General features: G+C 49.4%; 15 protein-coding genes and 1 riboswitch. Of the genes, 2 read left to right on the top strand and 13 right to left on the bottom strand.

What is annotated here, in order from left to right:
* Positions 1 to 85 precede the first annotated feature (85 nt).
* The 6 genes from cydC to NST26_RS11325 all read right to left on the bottom strand — a co-directional run bounded on the left by cydC (position 86) and on the right by NST26_RS11325 (position 9,468).
* Complete coding sequence (cydC, locus tag NST26_RS11350) at positions 86 to 1,807, bottom strand: thiol reductant ABC exporter subunit CydC (protein WP_340954042.1); 1,722 nt, start codon at positions 1,805 to 1,807, stop codon at positions 86 to 88.
* A complete protein-coding gene (gene cydD, locus NST26_RS11345) occupies positions 1,804 to 3,564 on the bottom strand; it encodes a thiol reductant ABC exporter subunit CydD (RefSeq protein ID WP_340954044.1) in 1,761 nt (586 codons plus the stop codon). The genes cydC and cydD overlap by 4 nt, the downstream gene beginning before the upstream one ends.
* Entirely contained in the window at positions 3,565 to 4,578 is a 1,014-nt protein-coding gene (locus NST26_RS11340) for a cytochrome d ubiquinol oxidase subunit II (protein WP_340954046.1), read from the bottom strand.
* Positions 4,575 to 5,942, bottom strand: a complete 1,368-nt coding sequence (locus NST26_RS11335) for a cytochrome ubiquinol oxidase subunit I (RefSeq protein WP_340954048.1) — start codon at positions 5,940 to 5,942, stop codon at positions 4,575 to 4,577. Before NST26_RS11335 ends, NST26_RS11340 begins: the two co-directional genes overlap by 4 nt.
* 278 nt (positions 5,943 to 6,220) lie before the next feature.
* Positions 6,221 to 7,753, bottom strand: coding sequence for a carboxylesterase/lipase family protein (locus NST26_RS11330; protein ID WP_340954050.1), 1,533 nt, complete (start codon positions 7,751 to 7,753; stop codon positions 6,221 to 6,223).
* A 182-nt stretch (positions 7,754 to 7,935) separates the two neighbouring features.
* On the bottom strand, positions 7,936 to 9,468 hold the full coding sequence (locus NST26_RS11325; RefSeq protein ID WP_340954052.1) for an NAD-dependent epimerase/dehydratase family protein: 1,533 nt from the start codon (positions 9,466 to 9,468) through the stop codon (positions 7,936 to 7,938).
* Between the two features lie 171 nt (positions 9,469 to 9,639).
* Here NST26_RS11325 and NST26_RS11320 point away from each other — a divergent pair, with 171 nt between their 5' ends.
* A complete protein-coding gene (locus NST26_RS11320) occupies positions 9,640 to 10,200 on the top strand; it encodes a TetR/AcrR family transcriptional regulator (protein WP_340954054.1) in 561 nt (186 codons plus the stop codon).
* Between the two features lie 39 nt (positions 10,201 to 10,239).
* Here the strand turns inward: NST26_RS11320 and NST26_RS11315 are convergent, their stop codons facing one another.
* The gene (locus NST26_RS11315; protein WP_340954056.1) at positions 10,240 to 12,075 is read right to left on the bottom strand and encodes a beta-L-arabinofuranosidase domain-containing protein; all 1,836 of its coding nucleotides are present in this window, start codon (positions 12,073 to 12,075) and stop codon (positions 10,240 to 10,242) included.
* Positions 12,076 to 12,229: 154 nt separating this feature from the next.
* On the opposite strand from NST26_RS11315, the gene NST26_RS11310 reads away from it, so the two are divergent.
* Positions 12,230 to 13,078 (top strand): AraC family transcriptional regulator, encoded by an 849-nt coding sequence (locus NST26_RS11310; protein ID WP_081751131.1) that lies wholly within the window; start codon positions 12,230 to 12,232, stop codon positions 13,076 to 13,078.
* 122 nt (positions 13,079 to 13,200) lie between these two features.
* On the opposite strand, the gene NST26_RS11305 is transcribed toward NST26_RS11310, so the two are convergent.
* The 6 genes from NST26_RS11305 to NST26_RS11280 form a co-directional block, all read right to left on the bottom strand.
* Positions 13,201 to 13,344, bottom strand: a complete 144-nt coding sequence (locus tag NST26_RS11305) for a hypothetical protein (RefSeq protein WP_340954061.1) — start codon at positions 13,342 to 13,344, stop codon at positions 13,201 to 13,203.
* A 253-nt stretch (positions 13,345 to 13,597) separates the two neighbouring features.
* Positions 13,598 to 14,956, bottom strand: a complete 1,359-nt coding sequence (locus tag NST26_RS11300) for a TrkH family potassium uptake protein (RefSeq protein ID WP_340954063.1) — start codon at positions 14,954 to 14,956, stop codon at positions 13,598 to 13,600.
* A 26-nt stretch (positions 14,957 to 14,982) separates the two neighbouring features.
* Positions 14,983 to 15,798 (bottom strand): alpha/beta fold hydrolase, encoded by an 816-nt coding sequence (locus NST26_RS11295; RefSeq protein ID WP_340954065.1) that lies wholly within the window; start codon positions 15,796 to 15,798, stop codon positions 14,983 to 14,985.
* A 7-nt stretch (positions 15,799 to 15,805) separates the two neighbouring features.
* Positions 15,806 to 15,939: riboswitch (cyclic di-AMP (ydaO/yuaA leader) on the bottom strand.
* Positions 15,938 to 16,297: a monovalent cation/H(+) antiporter subunit G gene (gene mnhG / locus NST26_RS11290; RefSeq protein WP_081751132.1), complete on the bottom strand. Its 360-nt coding sequence runs from the start codon at positions 16,295 to 16,297 to the stop codon at positions 15,938 to 15,940. (Overlaps the previous riboswitch by 2 nt.)
* Positions 16,287 to 16,580 carry a Na(+)/H(+) antiporter subunit F1 gene (locus tag NST26_RS11285; RefSeq protein WP_036725027.1) on the bottom strand — a complete coding sequence of 98 codons (294 nt, stop codon included), beginning with the start codon at positions 16,578 to 16,580 and terminating at the stop codon, positions 16,287 to 16,289. Before NST26_RS11285 ends, mnhG begins: the two co-directional genes overlap by 11 nt.
* Entirely contained in the window at positions 16,580 to 17,062 is a 483-nt protein-coding gene (locus tag NST26_RS11280) for a Na+/H+ antiporter subunit E (protein ID WP_340954067.1), read from the bottom strand. Before NST26_RS11280 ends, NST26_RS11285 begins: the two co-directional genes overlap by 1 nt.
* Positions 17,063 to 17,065 lie beyond the last annotated feature (3 nt).

The following is a 17,065-nucleotide window of genomic DNA, read 5'->3' as shown; positions in this document are numbered from 1 at the left end:
ACCTTAAGGTGAGCAGCATAACCATATCGATGGTCGCATTGTTAATCAATTCACGAATAATCGCCTCGCGGTAGAGACCTTTTGCCTATAGCTCTCCAATCATTTGCAGCTCTATTTGCTTCATACGGTACAAGTAGCCCTGTTGCTCCATTAGCTCCGCATATGAACCTGTTTCAATGACCCTGCCCTGCTCCATGACGATAATCCTGTCCATGCTTTCCAGGCCGGTAAGCCGGTGGCAAATGAGCAGTAAGGTATCTCCGGCGGACTGTTCGTAGAGATGGGTTAACACGCGCTCTTCCGTTACATAATCCAATGAGGAGGTCGGTTCATCCAGCAGCCATAGCCGTCCTTTGCGGAGCATGACCCTCGCCAACGCCAGACGCTGCTTCTCACCGTCGGACAGGTTCTCTCCTTTTTCAAATACGGCATCGGTTAATGCCACATCCGGCAGTTGGGCCTTAGCGAGAGCTTCTAACAATACTTCGTCAGATGCTTCTTCTCCATTCAGCAGCAGGTTGTCACGGACTGTTCCACGGAAAAAATGACCTTGCTGTAAGACGACATTCGAGGCTTCCCAAATGCCTGACTCATCCAGCTCTTGTACCGGAATGCCGTTCAAACGTATGTCCCCGGAAACAGGCGTGCGCAGCTTGAGCAGCAGCTCGATCAGCGTTGATTTGCCGGACCCGCTCGGTCCGACCACTGCCGTTCTGGAACCTGCCGGTAGCTGCAGCGACACCTCTATCAGTGCAGGCCGCCACTCGTCATCATATTGGAACGTAACACCGGACAGCTCCACCGGCACAGCCGCTCCTTCAGGCAGGGAGCGGTCCGGCTGCACAGGTAAATCAGTGGCAGTCAATACGGTTTCAGTCAGCCTTTTGGCCGCATGCTCACTGTCTTGCTTATAGGCTGGCAAAGTGGCCATGGCTCCAGCTTCTTCAAACACCGTCTGTGCGGCCATCACAAGCATCGCTAAAAACACGCCAGCCAGCGCACCCTCCATAATTAGATAGGCCCCAAGCGTCAGTACACCCCAGGAAATAAAAAAGGTTACAAAGGTGTGCATCGCCTGTCCGCGCAGCAGATGACCTGCTGCACGCTGCTGATCTGCTGTCAGTGCTGCCGAAGCCGCCTGGAGCTGCTGCTCCCGCTGCGGCAATTGCCCGTACACCTTCAGATCGCGGAAGCCGTACAATACCTCGGTGACTTCCGTTGACAGCAGCGCCCGCTGCTTACGGACGCGGCCGTGTATCGCCCGCTGGCCCACCAATACGATTCCCGGTACAACCACTGCTGTCAGCAGCATCCCTATTACGAACAAGCAGGCCATCCAGAATGAATAAGAGGCACTGAACACCATGGTTGCCAGAAAGACCGTGATGACTATCACCGGCGGATAAGCGACACGCAAAAAATAATTCTGCAGGCTCTCTACATCGCCGACAATCCGCGCCAGCAGATCTCCGCTGCGGTTCTTGTTCAAGATACCGGGCGTTAACGGGATCAGCCTGGCAAAAAAGCCTGTGCGCAAACGGCTAAGCATGGAAAAGGTTGCTCTGTGCGAATACAGGCGTTCCCCGTAACGGCTTGCCGCCCGGAGCAGACCCAGCAGCTTGACCAGCGCGGTAAGAACGATCAAGGTATAGAGCGGCGGCATAAAGACCGTCTGTGAAATCAGATACCCGCTTGCGGAGAACAGGGCCACACCGGCAGCGCCGGCAATAAACCCTCCCAGAATCGACAGGAGTATATCCTTCCGCTCTGCTATCATGGCCTTGGACAAAATCGCCAGCTCGTTCATGCTGATCCTCCTTTTCGCTGAATATTAACCATCTCGGCATATTGAGGCACACGTTCAAGGAGCTCGTCGTGAGGTCCTGCCGCCGCTAATACGCCATGGTCCATAAACAAAATGTGATCCGCTTGCCGGATCGTATACAACCGGTGTGCGACTGTGATCATCGTTGCCTTTCGAGCCAGCGCGGTTATGGAGCTTTGCAGGATTTGTTCGGTCTGCAAGTCGAGGCCCACCGTAGGCTCATCGAACAGGATCAGAGCCGGACGTTTCAAAAAGGCCCGCGCTAAAGCAAGACGCTGCTTTTCCCCTCCCGACAGTCCCCTGCCGCCTTCCCCGACGTAAGTGTCCAAACCCTGCTCCAGCCCGGCAACAAGCGTTGAAAGTCCCGCTTCCTCTGCGGCCTGCCTAATTTCTTCCCTGAAGACCTTACGCCCGGCACCGATGGCGATATTCTCAGCAAATGTGCCGGCAAAAATATAGGGGTGCTGCGTAATATAGCTGACCTGCTCAAACCATGAGTCTTCCTCCCACTCCGACAGCGGGCTTCCGTTCACCAGCACTGTCCCGGATACCGGCTTCAGCAGTCCGGCAATGAGATGGAGCAAGGTTGTTTTGCCCGAACCGCTGTGGCCGACAATCGCAACATGCTCTCCCGGTCCTATGGAGACGGGTCCGGCCTTAAGCTCAAATGAACCGGGTGCATATTGGAAATGAACATTCTTCAGCTCTATGGATGGCGGCATCCGCAGCAGCTTGGCTGAGGACTCTTGGCTCCCTTCCGGCTGTGTGCCGGTGCCGCCGCCCATTTCCGCAAGCATCTGCTCCACCTTACGGACTGCCCCCATACTGGTCCGCCCGCTGTGAAAAGCGGTGCCTGTATTCTTGAGCAGGTTAAAAAACTCGGGAACAAGCAGCAGCACAAGAAAGGCCGTGTGGAACGGCATCGATTTGAATACGAGCAGTTGAATAGCCAATTCAAGGGCAACAATCCCGATGCTCAGCATGACGATGGTTTCCAGCATAAAAGTATTCGTAAAGGCAACCTTCAAAATATCCATGGTCGCGTCACGGTAACCCAGGCTGCTGCGCTCAATCTGCTGCTGCTGGCGGCGGGATTGTCCAAATATTTTCAACGTCACGAGCCCTTGAAGCGAATCCAGGAACGTACCGGAGAACTCTGCAAGCTGCGCATATTTCTCTTCGGATTTGTTCTTCGTTTGCAGTCCCACCAAAATCATAAACAGCGGGATGAACGGTGCCGTAAACAGCAGAATGAAGCCGGTATTCGCATGTAAAACAAACGTAACCGCCAGAATCAGAACCGGGATGATCGCTGCTTCGGCCATCCGCGGCATGTAGTGACTGAAATAGCTGTCCGCCTCGTCCACTGCATCCAGAGCCACACTGACCTTCCCCCCTGTCTGCCCCCGCAGCGTTGAAGGCATGGAGGCACGGGTAAGCTTCTGCAGCACGGATGAACGCATATTTGCCTTAGCGGCGGCTGCCATAGCCAAGCCTATTCTTCCATTTCCGTATAACAGCAAAGTGCGGATCGCCATCACTGACAGCAGAAGAGCGAGCAGCAGAGCAACCGAGGATAAGGAAGCCTTCTCCACGAACACCCGCTGGACCGCTTCCGCCAGCAGCCCGGCCTGACTTACAATCGCAATGCCGAGCATGAGCGACAGGAGGGTCAGCATAACCAGCCGTTTTCGTTGCCCCGACATTTGCTCAGCGATCAGACTTGTTTTGCTCTTCATTTATTTCTTTCCTTTCACATAGTCTGCGTCAAAGAGGAACAGCTTGAACACCAGAATCAGGGAAGGAATGAGCAAGCACATACCCCCGATGAACACAATGACCAGCGCCAGACCCATAGCCGGTGAAGTGATGCTGTTCTCAAGCGTAATGAACGGGTCCAGAATATAAGGATATTGCCCGATTCCGTAAGCGAAGAAGGCGCATAGGAATTGCAGCATGATGCTTATGAACGCCAACCCGTAACGGCGTCCGCTGTACAGCAGCCACATGGCAAGCATGAAGAAAGCAACAGACAGCGCAAGCAGCCACCATAAATCCATCATATTTTGAAAATGCCGCTCATTGTGCTGGCCCAGATAAATAAAGGCCGTCAGCGCGATAACAATGGTCGGCGTGCTCCAGAACAGCGCATAAGTACGCATAAGCTTCAGCGCGGGTTGATCCTCTGCCCGGGAAGCATAAAAGGCCAAAAAGGAGGCGCTGATGAACAACACAGATACAATCGCCAAGCCTACAATGCTCCATGATAAGGGGTTAGTGAACAAGGCCCAGTAATCCAGAGACACGGTCTCTCCCCGCTTAAAGATAAAGCCGCCTTCCGACAGGGTAAGTGCCACTGACAAGGACGCGGGAATCAGCAGGCCCGAAGCGCCGTACAGGAACAGATATACGATGTTATTTTTGGAGCCGTAATTCTCGAACGCATAGAACGAACCGCGGATCGCGATCAGGATAAGCGCAATGCTTCCCGGAACAAGCAGCGCCGAGCCGTAATAATAAGCGGTATCCGGGAAGAAGCCGACAAGTCCAATGTAAAAAAAGACGAAAAAGACATTCGTAATCTCCCAGACAGGCGATAAGTAGCGGGAGATCAAACGGTTAATCAGATGATCCTGCTTCGTCAGCCGGGCATAAAAGGCAAAGAACCCGGCTCCAAAATCAATAGAGGCCACAATTAAATAGCCGAATAAAAACAGCCAGAGCACTGAAATTCCAATCAGCTCATAACTCATTTTGCATGCTCACCCCTTACTGTTGATTTGCCGCCGGGATGCTGATTCCACTTCTCCATCTCGGTTTCCGCCGGATTGTCCTTGAACATGCGCCGCAGCACAATCACACATACCGTGCCTAACAGGATGTACAGCAACAGGAATACGAAAAACAGGATTCTTACGCTCGGTGATGTCGTAGCCCCCTCTTCTACACGCATGTATCCCCTTAAGATCCAGGGCTGCCGCCCAATTTCAGCGTAGAACCAGCCTAGCTCGACTCCCACAAAAGCAAGCGGTGCGCCTAACGCGATCACGCGAAGCAGCCATTTGTTATGCTCATTGCGTTTTTTCCAGAAGACAAACAGGAAGTACAGGAATGAAATGCCTAATAGGGCAAACCCGACACCGACCATCAGATCGAATAAATAGTGAACCAGGAGCGGCGGCTGCTCATCCGCAGGGAATTCATTCAGACCGGTCACCTCTGCATTGAAATCGCCAAAGGCGAGGAAGCTGAGAAATTTGGGAATATGCAGTGCGCCCAGCACCTCGTGCTCGGCGTTAAGCCACCCCAGCAGAATCAGATCGGCTCCGCTTTCCGTTTCAAAATGCCACTCTGCCGCAGCCAGCTTCTCCGGCTGATGCTCAGCCAAAAATTTCGCCGACGTATCTCCAGCCAGAGCGTTCAGCAATCCAAACACCATCACCACAGCCATCATCAGCTTCAGCGCTTTTTTATGGTATTCCGAGACTCCCTTTCTGAGGAGTGCAAACGCGGCGATACCCGCCAGCAGTGCGGCTCCGGTCAGATAGGCAGAGCTTAAGACATGGAACACCTTGGAGAACGTCGCTGTATTCAGCATCGCCTCCACCGGATTCACCGCTGTGAATTGCCCTCCGGCCATAGCAAAGCCCTCAGGCTGATTCATGAACCCGTTTACGGTCGTGATAAAAACAGCGGACATCCCGGCACCGGCAACAATCGGGATCGTAAGAAGCCAGTGGATATACGGCTTCTTGAACCGGTCCCAGGTGTAGAGGTAAATGCCCAGGAAGATCGCCTCAAAAAAGAAAGCAAACACTTCCATAAATAACGGGAGCGCAATCACGTTACCGGCCAGCTTCATGAAATTAGGCCAGATCAAGGCCAGCTGCAACGAAATCGCCGTACCGGTCACCACGCCCACGGCCACAGAAATGACAAACCCGCGGGCCCATCTCTTGGCCATCAGTGTATAGTGAGGGTCTTTTTTGCGTATGCCCATGAATTCAGCAATGGCGATCATCAGCGGAACCCCAACGCCAATTGTTGCGAAAATAACGTGGAATCCCAGTGTCAAGCCTGTCACCAGTCTGCTCCACAGCACGGTATCGATGCCCATTACGTTAGTGCCTCCTTATAAAAATCGTAGATATTTTGAATTATTATATCTTTAATTTTAACTAAATCGGCTCCGGTCACCTTTTTGCCTTCAAACGTTCATGAAAGCATCAACTCTTTATTACATCTTGGTGAATACAGCCGAAACTACTCTATCGGGCTATTGTTTGATAGAGAATAACATGCTACGGGACTGTCCAGTAATAAAAACAGCGGCAATCTAAGACTCAATAAATAAAGTCTTAAACTGCCGCTGATCCTATCAAGAGCAGAATCCCCTCAGACCGGACTGCCAGTCTTCTTGAAGTACTGCTGCACCAGAAAATTCATGATCTCGCCGGGTTGTTCTCTGGAGAACTCCGCCTTGTCAGCGAACAGCATCCCGTAAGGCACTTCCGGGGTATACGGCTCCCAGCGCGGCAATTCTTCGCCGGTGGAATCCGCGCCGTTCGGATCTCCGGTACGGATGAAATGCGCGGTATAATTGCACATCTGGCGGGCCAGATCATAATGCTTGCCGACAAACGGCCGCCAGCACTTGGCCAGCGTCTCGAAGAAGAACCACAGATCCACCGAGTGGAAGGTGCCCGGGTTATCCCATCCCGGAATCTCCGCATCGAAATTATAGTAATAGAGCGGGGTTTCGCTTCTGGTATCCGCATTCGCCTGCCCGGCGATCCGGATGGCGTATTCGATCCCGCTTACCGCTGCCCGCTCCACCGCTTCCTGAACAGCATCCGGCCTTGCGCCGCTAAGCTTCAGGAAGGTCTCCGCATCCTCCCCGAACATGTCCGCCGCAAGCTGCTTGAGCTCCCCGTAGGACTGCACCTTCGGAGTGCTGAAGAACTCCGAGGAGGTATGGCCGAGCATAACCGGCACCTTCAAGCGTCTATTCTGCACGAACAGATCGAACGGATTCCCCACCTGGAACTTCTGGTCCGCAACGGTGCCCCAGAACCCGCCAAGCGCCACTGCCTTGTCCCGCAGATAGACCGCATCCAGCTTCCGCGCTTCCGCAAGTGTGGATACACCCAGGTACTTGAAGAACTCGATGCCATTCTGCTCTGCCTCCTGCAGTGTCCCCCGGAGCGGCGGCAGCAGGGTTCCCGGATACAGGTCCGTGAAGATTCCGCTTTCAACAATCGCCCGCTGAAACAATCCTTCGTTCTGCGGAGAGGTAAGCTGGCTCATGACACTGCCGCCGCCCGCTGACTGCCCGCCGATGGTGATGTTGTCGGGGTCACCGCCGAACGCAGCAATGTTGCGCTTCACCCAGCGGGTAGCGGCCTGCTGGTCAAGGTTGCCGAAGTTGGCAGGCGCCTCCGGTGATTCCGCGGTAATCTCGGGATGGCAGAGGAAGCCGAAGATATTCAGCCGGTAGTTAATCGTCACCACCACAATCCCTCTGCGGGCAATCCGTTCTCCGTCGAACTCCATCTCTGCCGGATGGCCCACCTGCAGCCCGCCGCCGAAATACCATACATAGACGGGTAGCTTCTCGTCCGTCTGTTTGGCCGGGGTCCATACGTTCAGGTACAGGCAATCCTCGCTCATCGCAATGTCAGGCTCCACCGCCCACTCACGGGTATAGATATTGTTATCATCCAGCTCCTGTCTGACCTGCATGGAGACCGGTGCGAACTCGTGGGCCTGAAGTACACCCTCCCAGTCTTCGGCAGGCTGCGGTGCCCGCCAGCGGTTCTCCCCTACAGGCGGTGCTGCAAACGGTATTCCCTTGAAGCTCGTAATCCGGGGATCGGCTGCGGGTAAGCCTTTTACCGTGCCATTCTCCACATTGACCATTCTAAGCATATTACCGTCTCCTTTACATCCACATCGTTGCTTACCCCCAAATTCTAATAGACCCCTTGCCCCAAAACAATGATCTAAGCAGGGCCATAATTGATCTATTCTAACATGCTTGTGCTCCACACCGCCGAGAACGAGCCCATAATTATAATATAAAAAAAGGATTGAGAGTAATGCTTACCCGGTCATAGATTAACTGCGACATCTAATTCTGATACAATTTTTTTATACTCGCGTCCATCCTCCTTACCTTGAATCGGGTTCCACACTTGGGCAAAGAACGGTTCCCGCTTCGCACGCTCTTTGTAATTCCAGCTCTCCTGTTCGCACTGCGGGCAGAAATGTCCGCCCTCTAGGACCAGCTTGGGACTGGCGCTGAAGGTATGTCCAAACGCACATTTGAAATCAAGCTGCCCCGTCCAATCTCCCGTTGTCATGTCCGTAGAGAGACATTCACCACCGCGGAATTCCGCTGCCCCCCTCATATCTTCAATATTTAATTGCGAAGCCGGCTGATCCTCATCGTAACCATGGTCAAGCTTGATGGCTTGGTCCCACTGGGAGAAGCCCTTCATTTCAGACAGCTTGGCAGGGATAGCCTCCCAGTTCTGTTTGCTGCCCCAAAAAGCGTCAATTTCCTCAATGGCATTGTCTTCAATAAAACGCAGAGTTCCGCGCTTCTTCAAAGCCTGCTTTTTCATCGTCCGCTTAATCATTGCCCCCATGAATTTTTGCCCTCCGGGCAGCTTTGTGATGACCTTCGCAACGGGTACAAGTGCGCCAAGATTATCGAGGTAGCATTGATAGAAATACTCCATGGAGTCACGGCGGAAGTGCAAATAATTCTCCAGCTTATCGGAGTCCAGATAGTATTGTCCGTGAAAGTTCCTCGTTGCATACCATTTAGGGTCGATCACATGATCGAGATTCGTTATACCAAGCTTGCCATAGAGCACCCGGTACATGTCCAGTGTACTGACCCGGCAACTTTCACCCCCGCCAATGTTGTAAATATGCTGCCAGAAGCCTTGAGCCAATTCTCCGTCAATATCCTGAATGCACAGATTCCGCATTAAGCGTCCTGAATCCCGGTCAGACACGTATTCCAGTACATTGTCCAGACAATTATGGAACATAATCGGATCTTGAATCTTGCTCATCTTCGGACCCATAATCCCTGTCTGCCGGAGACTCACCCAATAGCTTAGTCCTGATTCAATGACCATACGCTCGGCAGCAATCTTCGATACCGCATAGTAATCATAGACACTTGGCTTAAGCGGGTCTCCCACACGCCCCCAATGAATTGGCGGCATACGGTCACCTGTTTGTGCAACTGTACCTATACTTACCAAGCGGGTGATCCCGGCACGGCCGCTTTGCTTAATGGCATCGATGATGTTTCTCGTTGAACCATAATTTATCCGCATAGCCCGTTCGGGGAATTCGTCAGCCGCTGGAGATACAAAAGCAGCAATGTGGAGTACAATATCTGCTTCCTTTACACATTCGTAGACCAGGTCCCTATCGAGTAAATCACCGTAGACAACCTTAACACCTTGTATTCCCTCATATGCTTTCAGGTTCTGACGGCTGTTAGGATGATCTAAATCGAAGAGTATTAACTCGCATTTTCCCAAATCGTTTATCAGCAGCTTCAGCGTTTCATTCCCCATGTTACCCGCTGCACCTGTGATCATGACCCGTTTTTTCTCCATCCTCATTCACCTTCATCATCATTGTATTGACAATTCATTCGTCTACCTTCAGAATACAGACACAGTGTCTATTTAACAACCATCAGTCTATCGTCAATTTGCTGTAATCTGGACACTTGCGTGGATTGTGTCTATTGTCATAAATAAATTTTTCATGGAGGCGATACCGCAATGAATCAACGGGAACGATTAACCAAGTTGCTCTTGAAGCAAAGTCTGATTCGCCTGCTACAAGACAAAGAGATAAGTCAGATCAGTGTGAAGGAATTATGCACTTCTGCGGGCATCAATCGGTCCACCTTCTATTTGCATTATGCTAATGCATACGAGTTGCTTGATAATCTAGAGCAAGAGATTATTGACAACACTAATGAGTACCTGATCAAAATAGAAGCCAGTGAAAGTGCAGTCACATATATTTTAGCTTTTCTAGATTACATCAAAAGAAATGAAGAACTCTTCACCGTTATGCTGTTCAAAACAAATGATGATGTGTTCTTCCCAAAGCGTTTGCTTAATGAAATACTTATGAGCATTGACAATCACCTTCAGCTTAAGATTCCTGAAGATATGAAGCCTTTTACTTACGCTTATTTAGTGAATGGAAGCTTAGCCATCATTAAGGAATGGATACGGACAAAATTCACAGTATCAAGCCATGAGCTGGCTCAGCTCATTTGCGCTTTGGATGATCATGCTTTAATGGCCTTTAAGGCTTCTGATAAGAAGTGATGATTGGGAAGCTTCCAACACAGCTCTTGCAGCCGCGCCTTAGCCGTTATATTTAACGCGGCATCCTTCTGTATACGCCGTGCTTCCATCCTTGGCCGCTGAAAACAGGCTGTCAGGATTCAGTTCCCCTTTCAAGTCCAGATAAACTGTATACACCTCTTCCTCGATACGATATAACGGGATGAATTTTACCGGATGGCCAAGTAGGTCAACCACCTCAAATTCCAGCAGCTCACTTGGAAGTCTGGTGAATTTACTATTCATAGTAACCGCTGAAAGGTCCTGCAAATGCGCAGCTTGACCCATCTGAGCGAGCAAGATGCTGCCATACATCACTGCCGCACGATTCTCAGAGCCTTTTAGCGGAACTAAATGCAGGGAGGCATTGATGTCAATTTCAATCGTATCCTGATCATAGAATACACGCTCAATAATGAAGTAGTTATTCTCCTTCTTAGGGGAGCAGAGAACCGAGTTGATTTTAACAGCTTTGACTGCATGCTCCTTGAATATCATCCGAAATTCAACAGGTTCGGCAACTTGAATGGTAATTGTCGAGGTTGACCCATCAGGGAAAGCAGTTTGCTGAGTAATTGCAGCATTCTTTTCCTTCCAGATTACACTTGAAGAGATAAAAGCATTCAGCAGCAAGGCATCCCCGTTTTTAAACCAAATATTTCTTTGGAGCTCACTCATAGCTTCAATTCCAGATGCCGTACAGCACCAGAAGGAATCGTACGGCGTGCTGAAATTTTTGACGGCGGAGCTCCCCATTGGCTGATGATACTGGGATAACCCGGTTTGGCTGCTCGAGCTGTTTAGGATCGCGTTATATTTCAGCGATTCCAGATGATCCAGATATTCTATGGAAGCAGACCACTTCAACAACTGTTCCAGGATCCTTTCGGTATTGTGTGCACAGCAGCTCTCGCTTTCGCCGCCGGTCAACGCATCTTCCAGCTTGTTATATTCCCCCCAGTGTTCTGACTTCTCCGATACTTTATCTTTGATAAAAGCCGTAGCTTTCGAGCTGTTATTGCCATTCGCAAATGTTCTTCCCTTCAAAAAATCATAGAAATTCAAAGAAGCCGACTTGTACTTCTCCTCCCCCATAAGGTTATAACGGTGCATCGCAGCAAGAACCATGGGTAAGTGAGTGTTGGCATGCAGGTTATCAAGTACATCCTCACCGGCTGCCAGGGGCTCCAGGAAATAATCCCGGTCGAACAGCTTGGCCAGCTCAAGGAGCTGGGGATCTCCTGTGATCTCATGCAGGGTGTACAAGGCGTCGCCAATCCCCCCGAATTCGTTCACCGGATTCAGCTTCGTACAACGGAGTATCCCGTCAATTTTCCAGAAGGATAACTTCTCGAATCGTCTGCGTATATAATGCGCCAGGTTCAGGGCCAGGGTCATGGCTTTGGAGCTGCCGAGACAGATGTGACAGTCCACCAGTCCCTGTATGATTTTGTGCAGAGTATAATAGGGCGCCCATACATTCCTGTTCTCTTCGAACTCCAGAATATCGAGTGTATCTTCTTCGAAGGCACTCAAATACCCGTTTGGCTTCGCACATAACTCCATAATATCAATAATCTCAAGTGCTTTTGCCTTCAAAACCTCATCCCGGTCCCCAAATCCGAATTTGGCACAAGCCGACAGAAAATGTCCGGCTAAATGTCCCCGGAGGCCAACCTCCACGGCTTCCCATCCGCCCAGGGGCTCTGCAGAAGACCCCATTCCCGCATTGATTCTAAATGTGTGCATAAGCCGGTTCGTATCAAACTCAGTAATATACTTTTTAACAAGCGCTCTGCGGCACGCAAAATCCCCGTCAGTCAGCCTTACTTCATCCAGACCAAAGTTAGCATACAAGCTCGGACACCTCAGTTTCTATAAAATAATAGTGCAGCGTAGAACTCCTGCATCTATATTTTATAATGCCGGACATCTATAATTGAATTCATCACCTTTGGTTAACCTATACTATTTTCAGATTTTGTATCTGTTTATGTAAGGAGGATAAGGCATGCACAACAACGTGATATTACACTTCGATAAAGTATTGAACGTACAAGATTTGGGTTCCCATAGGACTGAAAGCTTATATACGCATCCTGACAGGAGGCTGGAGTGGGAAGTTTTCCTCTATTTGGCCGATGGGCAAATGGAGGTCTGGGAGGAAGAAACGGAGTATCTCATCCGCAAGGGAGAATTTCTGTTCCTGAAAAGCGGTCTGCATCACTGGGGAGAACCCCGCACACCTGCGGGCACTTCATGGTACTGGATTCATTTCTTCTGTAATTCCGAGGGAGAAGCGGAGCAGAACGGTAATCCATTAAAAGGAAAACCATTATTAGAAGAATTCCGTAAGTGCATTACACTTCCCAAGCACGGAAGGATCTCACACCCCGAGAAGCTGGAGAAGCAGCTGAAAGCCGCCGTTCAACTGTACAATACAACAGATCCGCTCCGCACCATCACGCTATGCCTGCAAACGATGGAGCTGTTCATCACTCTCTTCAGGCAGTCTCTTCACCAGTCCCCGCTGAGCAAGTCGGACCGGACGGTAAGCAGAATTATCGGATTTCTTGAACAAAAGGACAGCTACACCCTCAATTCACAGGAGCTTTCCGCTTCTCTGGAGATGAATTACAGTTACTTGTGTGAAGTCTTCAAACATAAAACAGGGAGCACCATCCAAATGTACAATGCCCAATTCTTCATGGACAAAGCAGCAGGAATGATGCGCAACACAAATCTGAATGTCTCCGAGATCAGCGAGCGGCTCGGCTTCAACTCCCCCTTTTACTTTAGCCGGGTATTCCGCAAAGTGAAGGGCTGCTCCCCCTCAGAGTATATGAGCAGGATTTATTGAGAAATTGTATGGAGGGCTTGTTGTGTCTATTACACGCGGCTTTTCGAACGAACCCTGGAAATTGAACTCCGCGTCCTCCTTAGAGATACAGCCGGGAAGCCCCGGCTGTATCTCTGTCTTATTCACCTGTATAGCGAATTGCTTGATGCGCTCGCCCACTTGATCACGAACCCGCACCATTCTTTATCCTTTAACAATCCCATAATTGTAAGTCTGGTTTTGTCACCCAGTACCTTTAATTTCTCTGCCATTTCGATGTTGAACATATGCACTGTCCTCTTAGAATTCTTAAATACGTGGTACATAATTATGTACTTATATATTAGATACCATGTCTCAAAAGCAAATATTAATTCCTGCTTCCTTCCAATCGGACCCTGCATTTTATACAATACTTGCAAAATGCAATCAAATTATTTATAACTAGGTTATGAGATAAAAACATCTTCAACCCAATAAACAAAAGAAGATAGCACAATAACGTTGAAAATCATTAGAATTAGCGCAGCTCAGTAAACTTTACCCGATAAGCAGCTTATCCTCCGGATACCGATATTTTTGCTTCACATTTTTTTGTGCCAGTGCTAAAGCTAAAGTCAAAGGCCCTAGTCTCCCGATGTACATTGTAATTATGATGATGCATTTTCCCAGTGGCGAAAGTTCTGATGTTATTCCCATAGACATTCCTACAGTTCCAAATGCAGAGGTTGCTTCAAAGAGAAGCGCCAGGAAATCTTTAGGATGAGCATATTCTGTAATGGATAGAAGAAAGGTGGCTGTAAGAACTACACCCAGGGATATGGTCATTACTGCCAGTGCCCTGAATATGATATCCTGGGAGATGCGTTTTTTAAGCAGTTGCACATCTGTTTTCCCCTTAATCGTTGAGACGATACTTAACATAAGTACAGCAAATGTGGTCGTTTTTATACCTCCTCCAGTCGATCCGGACGAAGCCCCAACAAACATCAGGAAAATCATAAAAAATTGTGAGGCCGGGAGCATTGCTCCAATATCGATGGAATTAAAGCCGGCTGTCCGGGTAACAACACCCTGAAAATATGCCGCCCAAGTTCTTTCACTCCAAGAGAGAGTACTGAATGTTTTTGTGTTAAAAAGTTCAATCGCAAAAATCACCAAAAACCCTGCCATACAAAGGAGTCCAGAAGTAATTAAAACTATTTTTGTATGAAAGGAAAGATCTCTCCATCTTCTTTTCCGGTACAGATCCAGAATCACCGTGAACCCAATCCCGCCGATGATAAACAAAAAAGAGATAACAATATTAACTAACGGGTCACCCACATAGCGGCTCAGACTGTCTGGCCATAATCCAAATCCGGCGTTATTGAAGGCAGACACTGAATGGAATATTCCATAATAAATGGACCTTGTTGTTCCTAGTTCATTTGCCCATCGAAGGGCCAACACTATAGCTCCAGTTGTCTCCACGATAAATGAAATGAGAAAGATACTGAGTGATAACCGCACGACTCCTTGTGTTGTTACAGAATTAGATGATTGCTGGATAAGCAGACGTTCTTTTAATCCAATCTTTTTCCCCAAGATCACGGCGATCAAAACACTGAATGTCATAAATCCCAAACCGCCAATTTGAATCAGAAGTAGGATAATGACCTGTCCAAAATGAGAAAAATCGGTACCGGTATCAAGTACAACGAGGCCCGTTACACATACGGCTGAAGTCGAAGTAAACAGTGCTGCCAGCCACCCTATACTAAGTCCGCTGGACGAAGATATCGGCAAGGCCAGCAGCACTGTACCAAGAAATATAGGGACTGCAAAACCGAGTAAAATGATTCTGGATGAGGTCAGTCTGAGATTTGTGATGAAGGATGAGATTTTGTTAAAGAACATATCATTGGCTCCCATTATAATTCAAGTTAGTTGCCAGCTGCCGCCCGCTGAAAACTATGCTGTTCCCTAAGATAATCCAGTAATATACGGTTGAAGAGCTGGGGCTGACACAGATGAGTCGGATACATCGCATCCTCAAGGATCGCCAGACGGGCAGACGGATACTTGCTGGCTGTTCTTTTCACCTGCTCCAGCGCCCATTCATTCTGATTCCCGGATACAACAAGAACAGGAATCTGCAGCCGTAATGCGAACCCGTAGCTGTCCGTTTGTCTAAGTGCCAGCCGCTGCTTAATTAATTCCGTTGTCCGTTCATGCACAAGCTCTTTCCTGAGAATATGATAAGCCGAGAGCCACTTATTGTAGGTGATGCGCAAGGAACGGACGAACATTTCGGCAGGAAGATAATGGGCCGCCCATGCGCAGACCTCAAAGATTCCTTTCATTTTACTGCCTCTCGCCGTGTAATCCTCCTGAAAATAACTGTCCACCAATACCATATTTATTATCCGTTCAGGGTACAGATAGGCGAATTTCTGGGCGAGCACAGCACCACTGGAACAAGCTACGATAACAGCCTTCTCTACAGATAAAGCGTCCAATAACAGCTTCAAATCTTCACATTGTGTGTCTACGATCCGGCTGATCTCCACATCCATTTTACCCGATTGCCCGTTCCCTCTCAAATCGAATACGATCACTTTGGCACGCTTGCTGAAATAATCCGCTTGCGGCTCAAACAGATGATGAGAGGTCGAATAATCATGAATAAAAACAATAGGCAGACCGCTGCCCGACATCTCATAATACAGCGACGTTCCATTCACTTCAATATGCGGCATATACAGTGCATCCTCTCATGAACGCTTGCGGGGTTAGCTGCCGGATTCGGGCCTGAAAGTAGCCCTACTCGTTTTTCCCGAGATTCACCCCATGTAACCTGGTTCCCCCGCTTCCTATAAGGAATTCAGCGATTAACTATTATTTTACAGACGTTTCCTTGCTTTCTTCCCCCAGCACCTTCAGGTCATCCTGAACGCTTCCCTTCCATAAGGGCACTCCGGAACGGTAGGCAGCCCGGCCATTTAAGTGACCTGCTACCGGTGAAGTGATGAATACAAATACAATCGCCAGCAGAAGCTTGACATTAACCGTTCCGTCTTTGAACCAAAAGTACAGGAAACCTCCTGTCAGCAAACACAATACCCCGAAGGTTGCACTTTTGGTAGCCGCATGTGAACGCAGATAGACATCGGGCAGCCGGACTAAGCCGAAGGCACTTAAGCCGCAGAAGACTGCACCCATTACCACAAGAATAGAGCTAATCAGTTCACCTGTCATTGGGGTTCCCTCCATCCTCTATAACGGCTCCCCGTTCAATATATCTGGCCAGTGCCGTAGTACCAATAAACGTCAGAATCCCGATAACCAGAATGACTTCTATAAAATCCTGGGTATCCAGCAGCATACTGAAGACGGTTATCATAGCGAGTACATGAATGCCGATCGTATCGAGTGCGGCAACCCTGTCGGAGCGGGTTGGCCCTTTCAGGAGACGGAACAGGCAGGCCAGCATCGCCAGAGCCAGAATGATCATGGCCACGGTTAGCATAACTGGGATCATTAACGGGTCACCTCCCTGATCGCTCGTTCGAAAGTGCCTCTAATCTGCGTGACCATCAGCTGTGCATCTTTAATATCAATAGCATGAATGTACAGCGTCTTGCCATCCTTGGACACATCAAGAGTCAGGGTTCCCGGTGTCAGACAAATCAGGCACGAGAGCAGTGTGACCTCCCAGGGTGTGGCCAAGGCAGTCTCATAAGCAAAGATACCGGGACGTATAGCCAGTTTTGGACGGATGATATGGCCAATGACCACGAAATTCGAGACCGTAAGTTCACGGGCAAAGATCAGCAGAAGCTTCAGTACAGCCCATATACGTATGAGATAGAAGGTCCGGGGCTGGGACCTGGATTTCCTAAATAACAGTAAAAGTCCGATGCCCAGCAGATAACCTACTAAGAAGCTTGAGCCAGAGCCATTGTTATTTATCGCCATCCACAGAAAGGCAATCAACAGATTAAACAGGAATTGTAAGGCCATATT

This window comes from Paenibacillus sp. FSL R7-0128 (assembly GCF_038002245.1).
Lineage (GTDB): Bacteria > Bacillota > Bacilli > Paenibacillales > Paenibacillaceae > Paenibacillus_AQ > Paenibacillus_AQ silagei.
This window is presented reverse-complemented; position numbering and strand designations above follow the sequence as displayed.

Excerpts from the sequence above, each read along its gene's own strand:
- cydC (WP_340954042.1), bottom strand. The coding sequence starts at position 1,807 with ATGAACGAGCTGGCGATTTTGTCCAAGGCCATGATAGCAGAGCGGAAG.
- cydD (WP_340954044.1), bottom strand. The coding sequence starts at position 3,564 with ATGAAGAGCAAAACAAGTCTGATCGCTGAGCAAATGTCGGGGCAACGA.
- NST26_RS11340 (WP_340954046.1), bottom strand. The coding sequence starts at position 4,578 with ATGAGTTATGAGCTGATTGGAATTTCAGTGCTCTGGCTGTTTTTATTC.
- NST26_RS11335 (WP_340954048.1), bottom strand. The coding sequence starts at position 5,942 with ATGGGCATCGATACCGTGCTGTGGAGCAGACTGGTGACAGGCTTGACA.
- NST26_RS11330 (WP_340954050.1), bottom strand. The coding sequence starts at position 7,753 with ATGCTTAGAATGGTCAATGTGGAGAATGGCACGGTAAAAGGCTTACCC.
- NST26_RS11325 (WP_340954052.1), bottom strand. The coding sequence starts at position 9,468 with ATGGAGAAAAAACGGGTCATGATCACAGGTGCAGCGGGTAACATGGGG.
- NST26_RS11320 (WP_340954054.1), top strand. The coding sequence starts at position 9,640 with ATGAATCAACGGGAACGATTAACCAAGTTGCTCTTGAAGCAAAGTCTG.
- NST26_RS11310 (WP_081751131.1), top strand. The coding sequence starts at position 12,230 with ATGCACAACAACGTGATATTACACTTCGATAAAGTATTGAACGTACAA.
- NST26_RS11305 (WP_340954061.1), bottom strand. The coding sequence starts at position 13,344 with ATGTTCAACATCGAAATGGCAGAGAAATTAAAGGTACTGGGTGACAAA.
- NST26_RS11300 (WP_340954063.1), bottom strand. The coding sequence starts at position 14,956 with ATGTTCTTTAACAAAATCTCATCCTTCATCACAAATCTCAGACTGACC.
- NST26_RS11295 (WP_340954065.1), bottom strand. The coding sequence starts at position 15,798 with ATGCCGCATATTGAAGTGAATGGAACGTCGCTGTATTATGAGATGTCG.
- mnhG (WP_081751132.1), bottom strand. The coding sequence starts at position 16,297 with ATGACAGGTGAACTGATTAGCTCTATTCTTGTGGTAATGGGTGCAGTC.
- NST26_RS11285 (WP_036725027.1), bottom strand. The coding sequence starts at position 16,580 with ATGATCCCAGTTATGCTAACCGTGGCCATGATCATTCTGGCTCTGGCG.
- NST26_RS11280 (WP_340954067.1), bottom strand. The coding sequence starts at position 17,062 with ATGGCCTTACAATTCCTGTTTAATCTGTTGATTGCCTTTCTGTGGATG.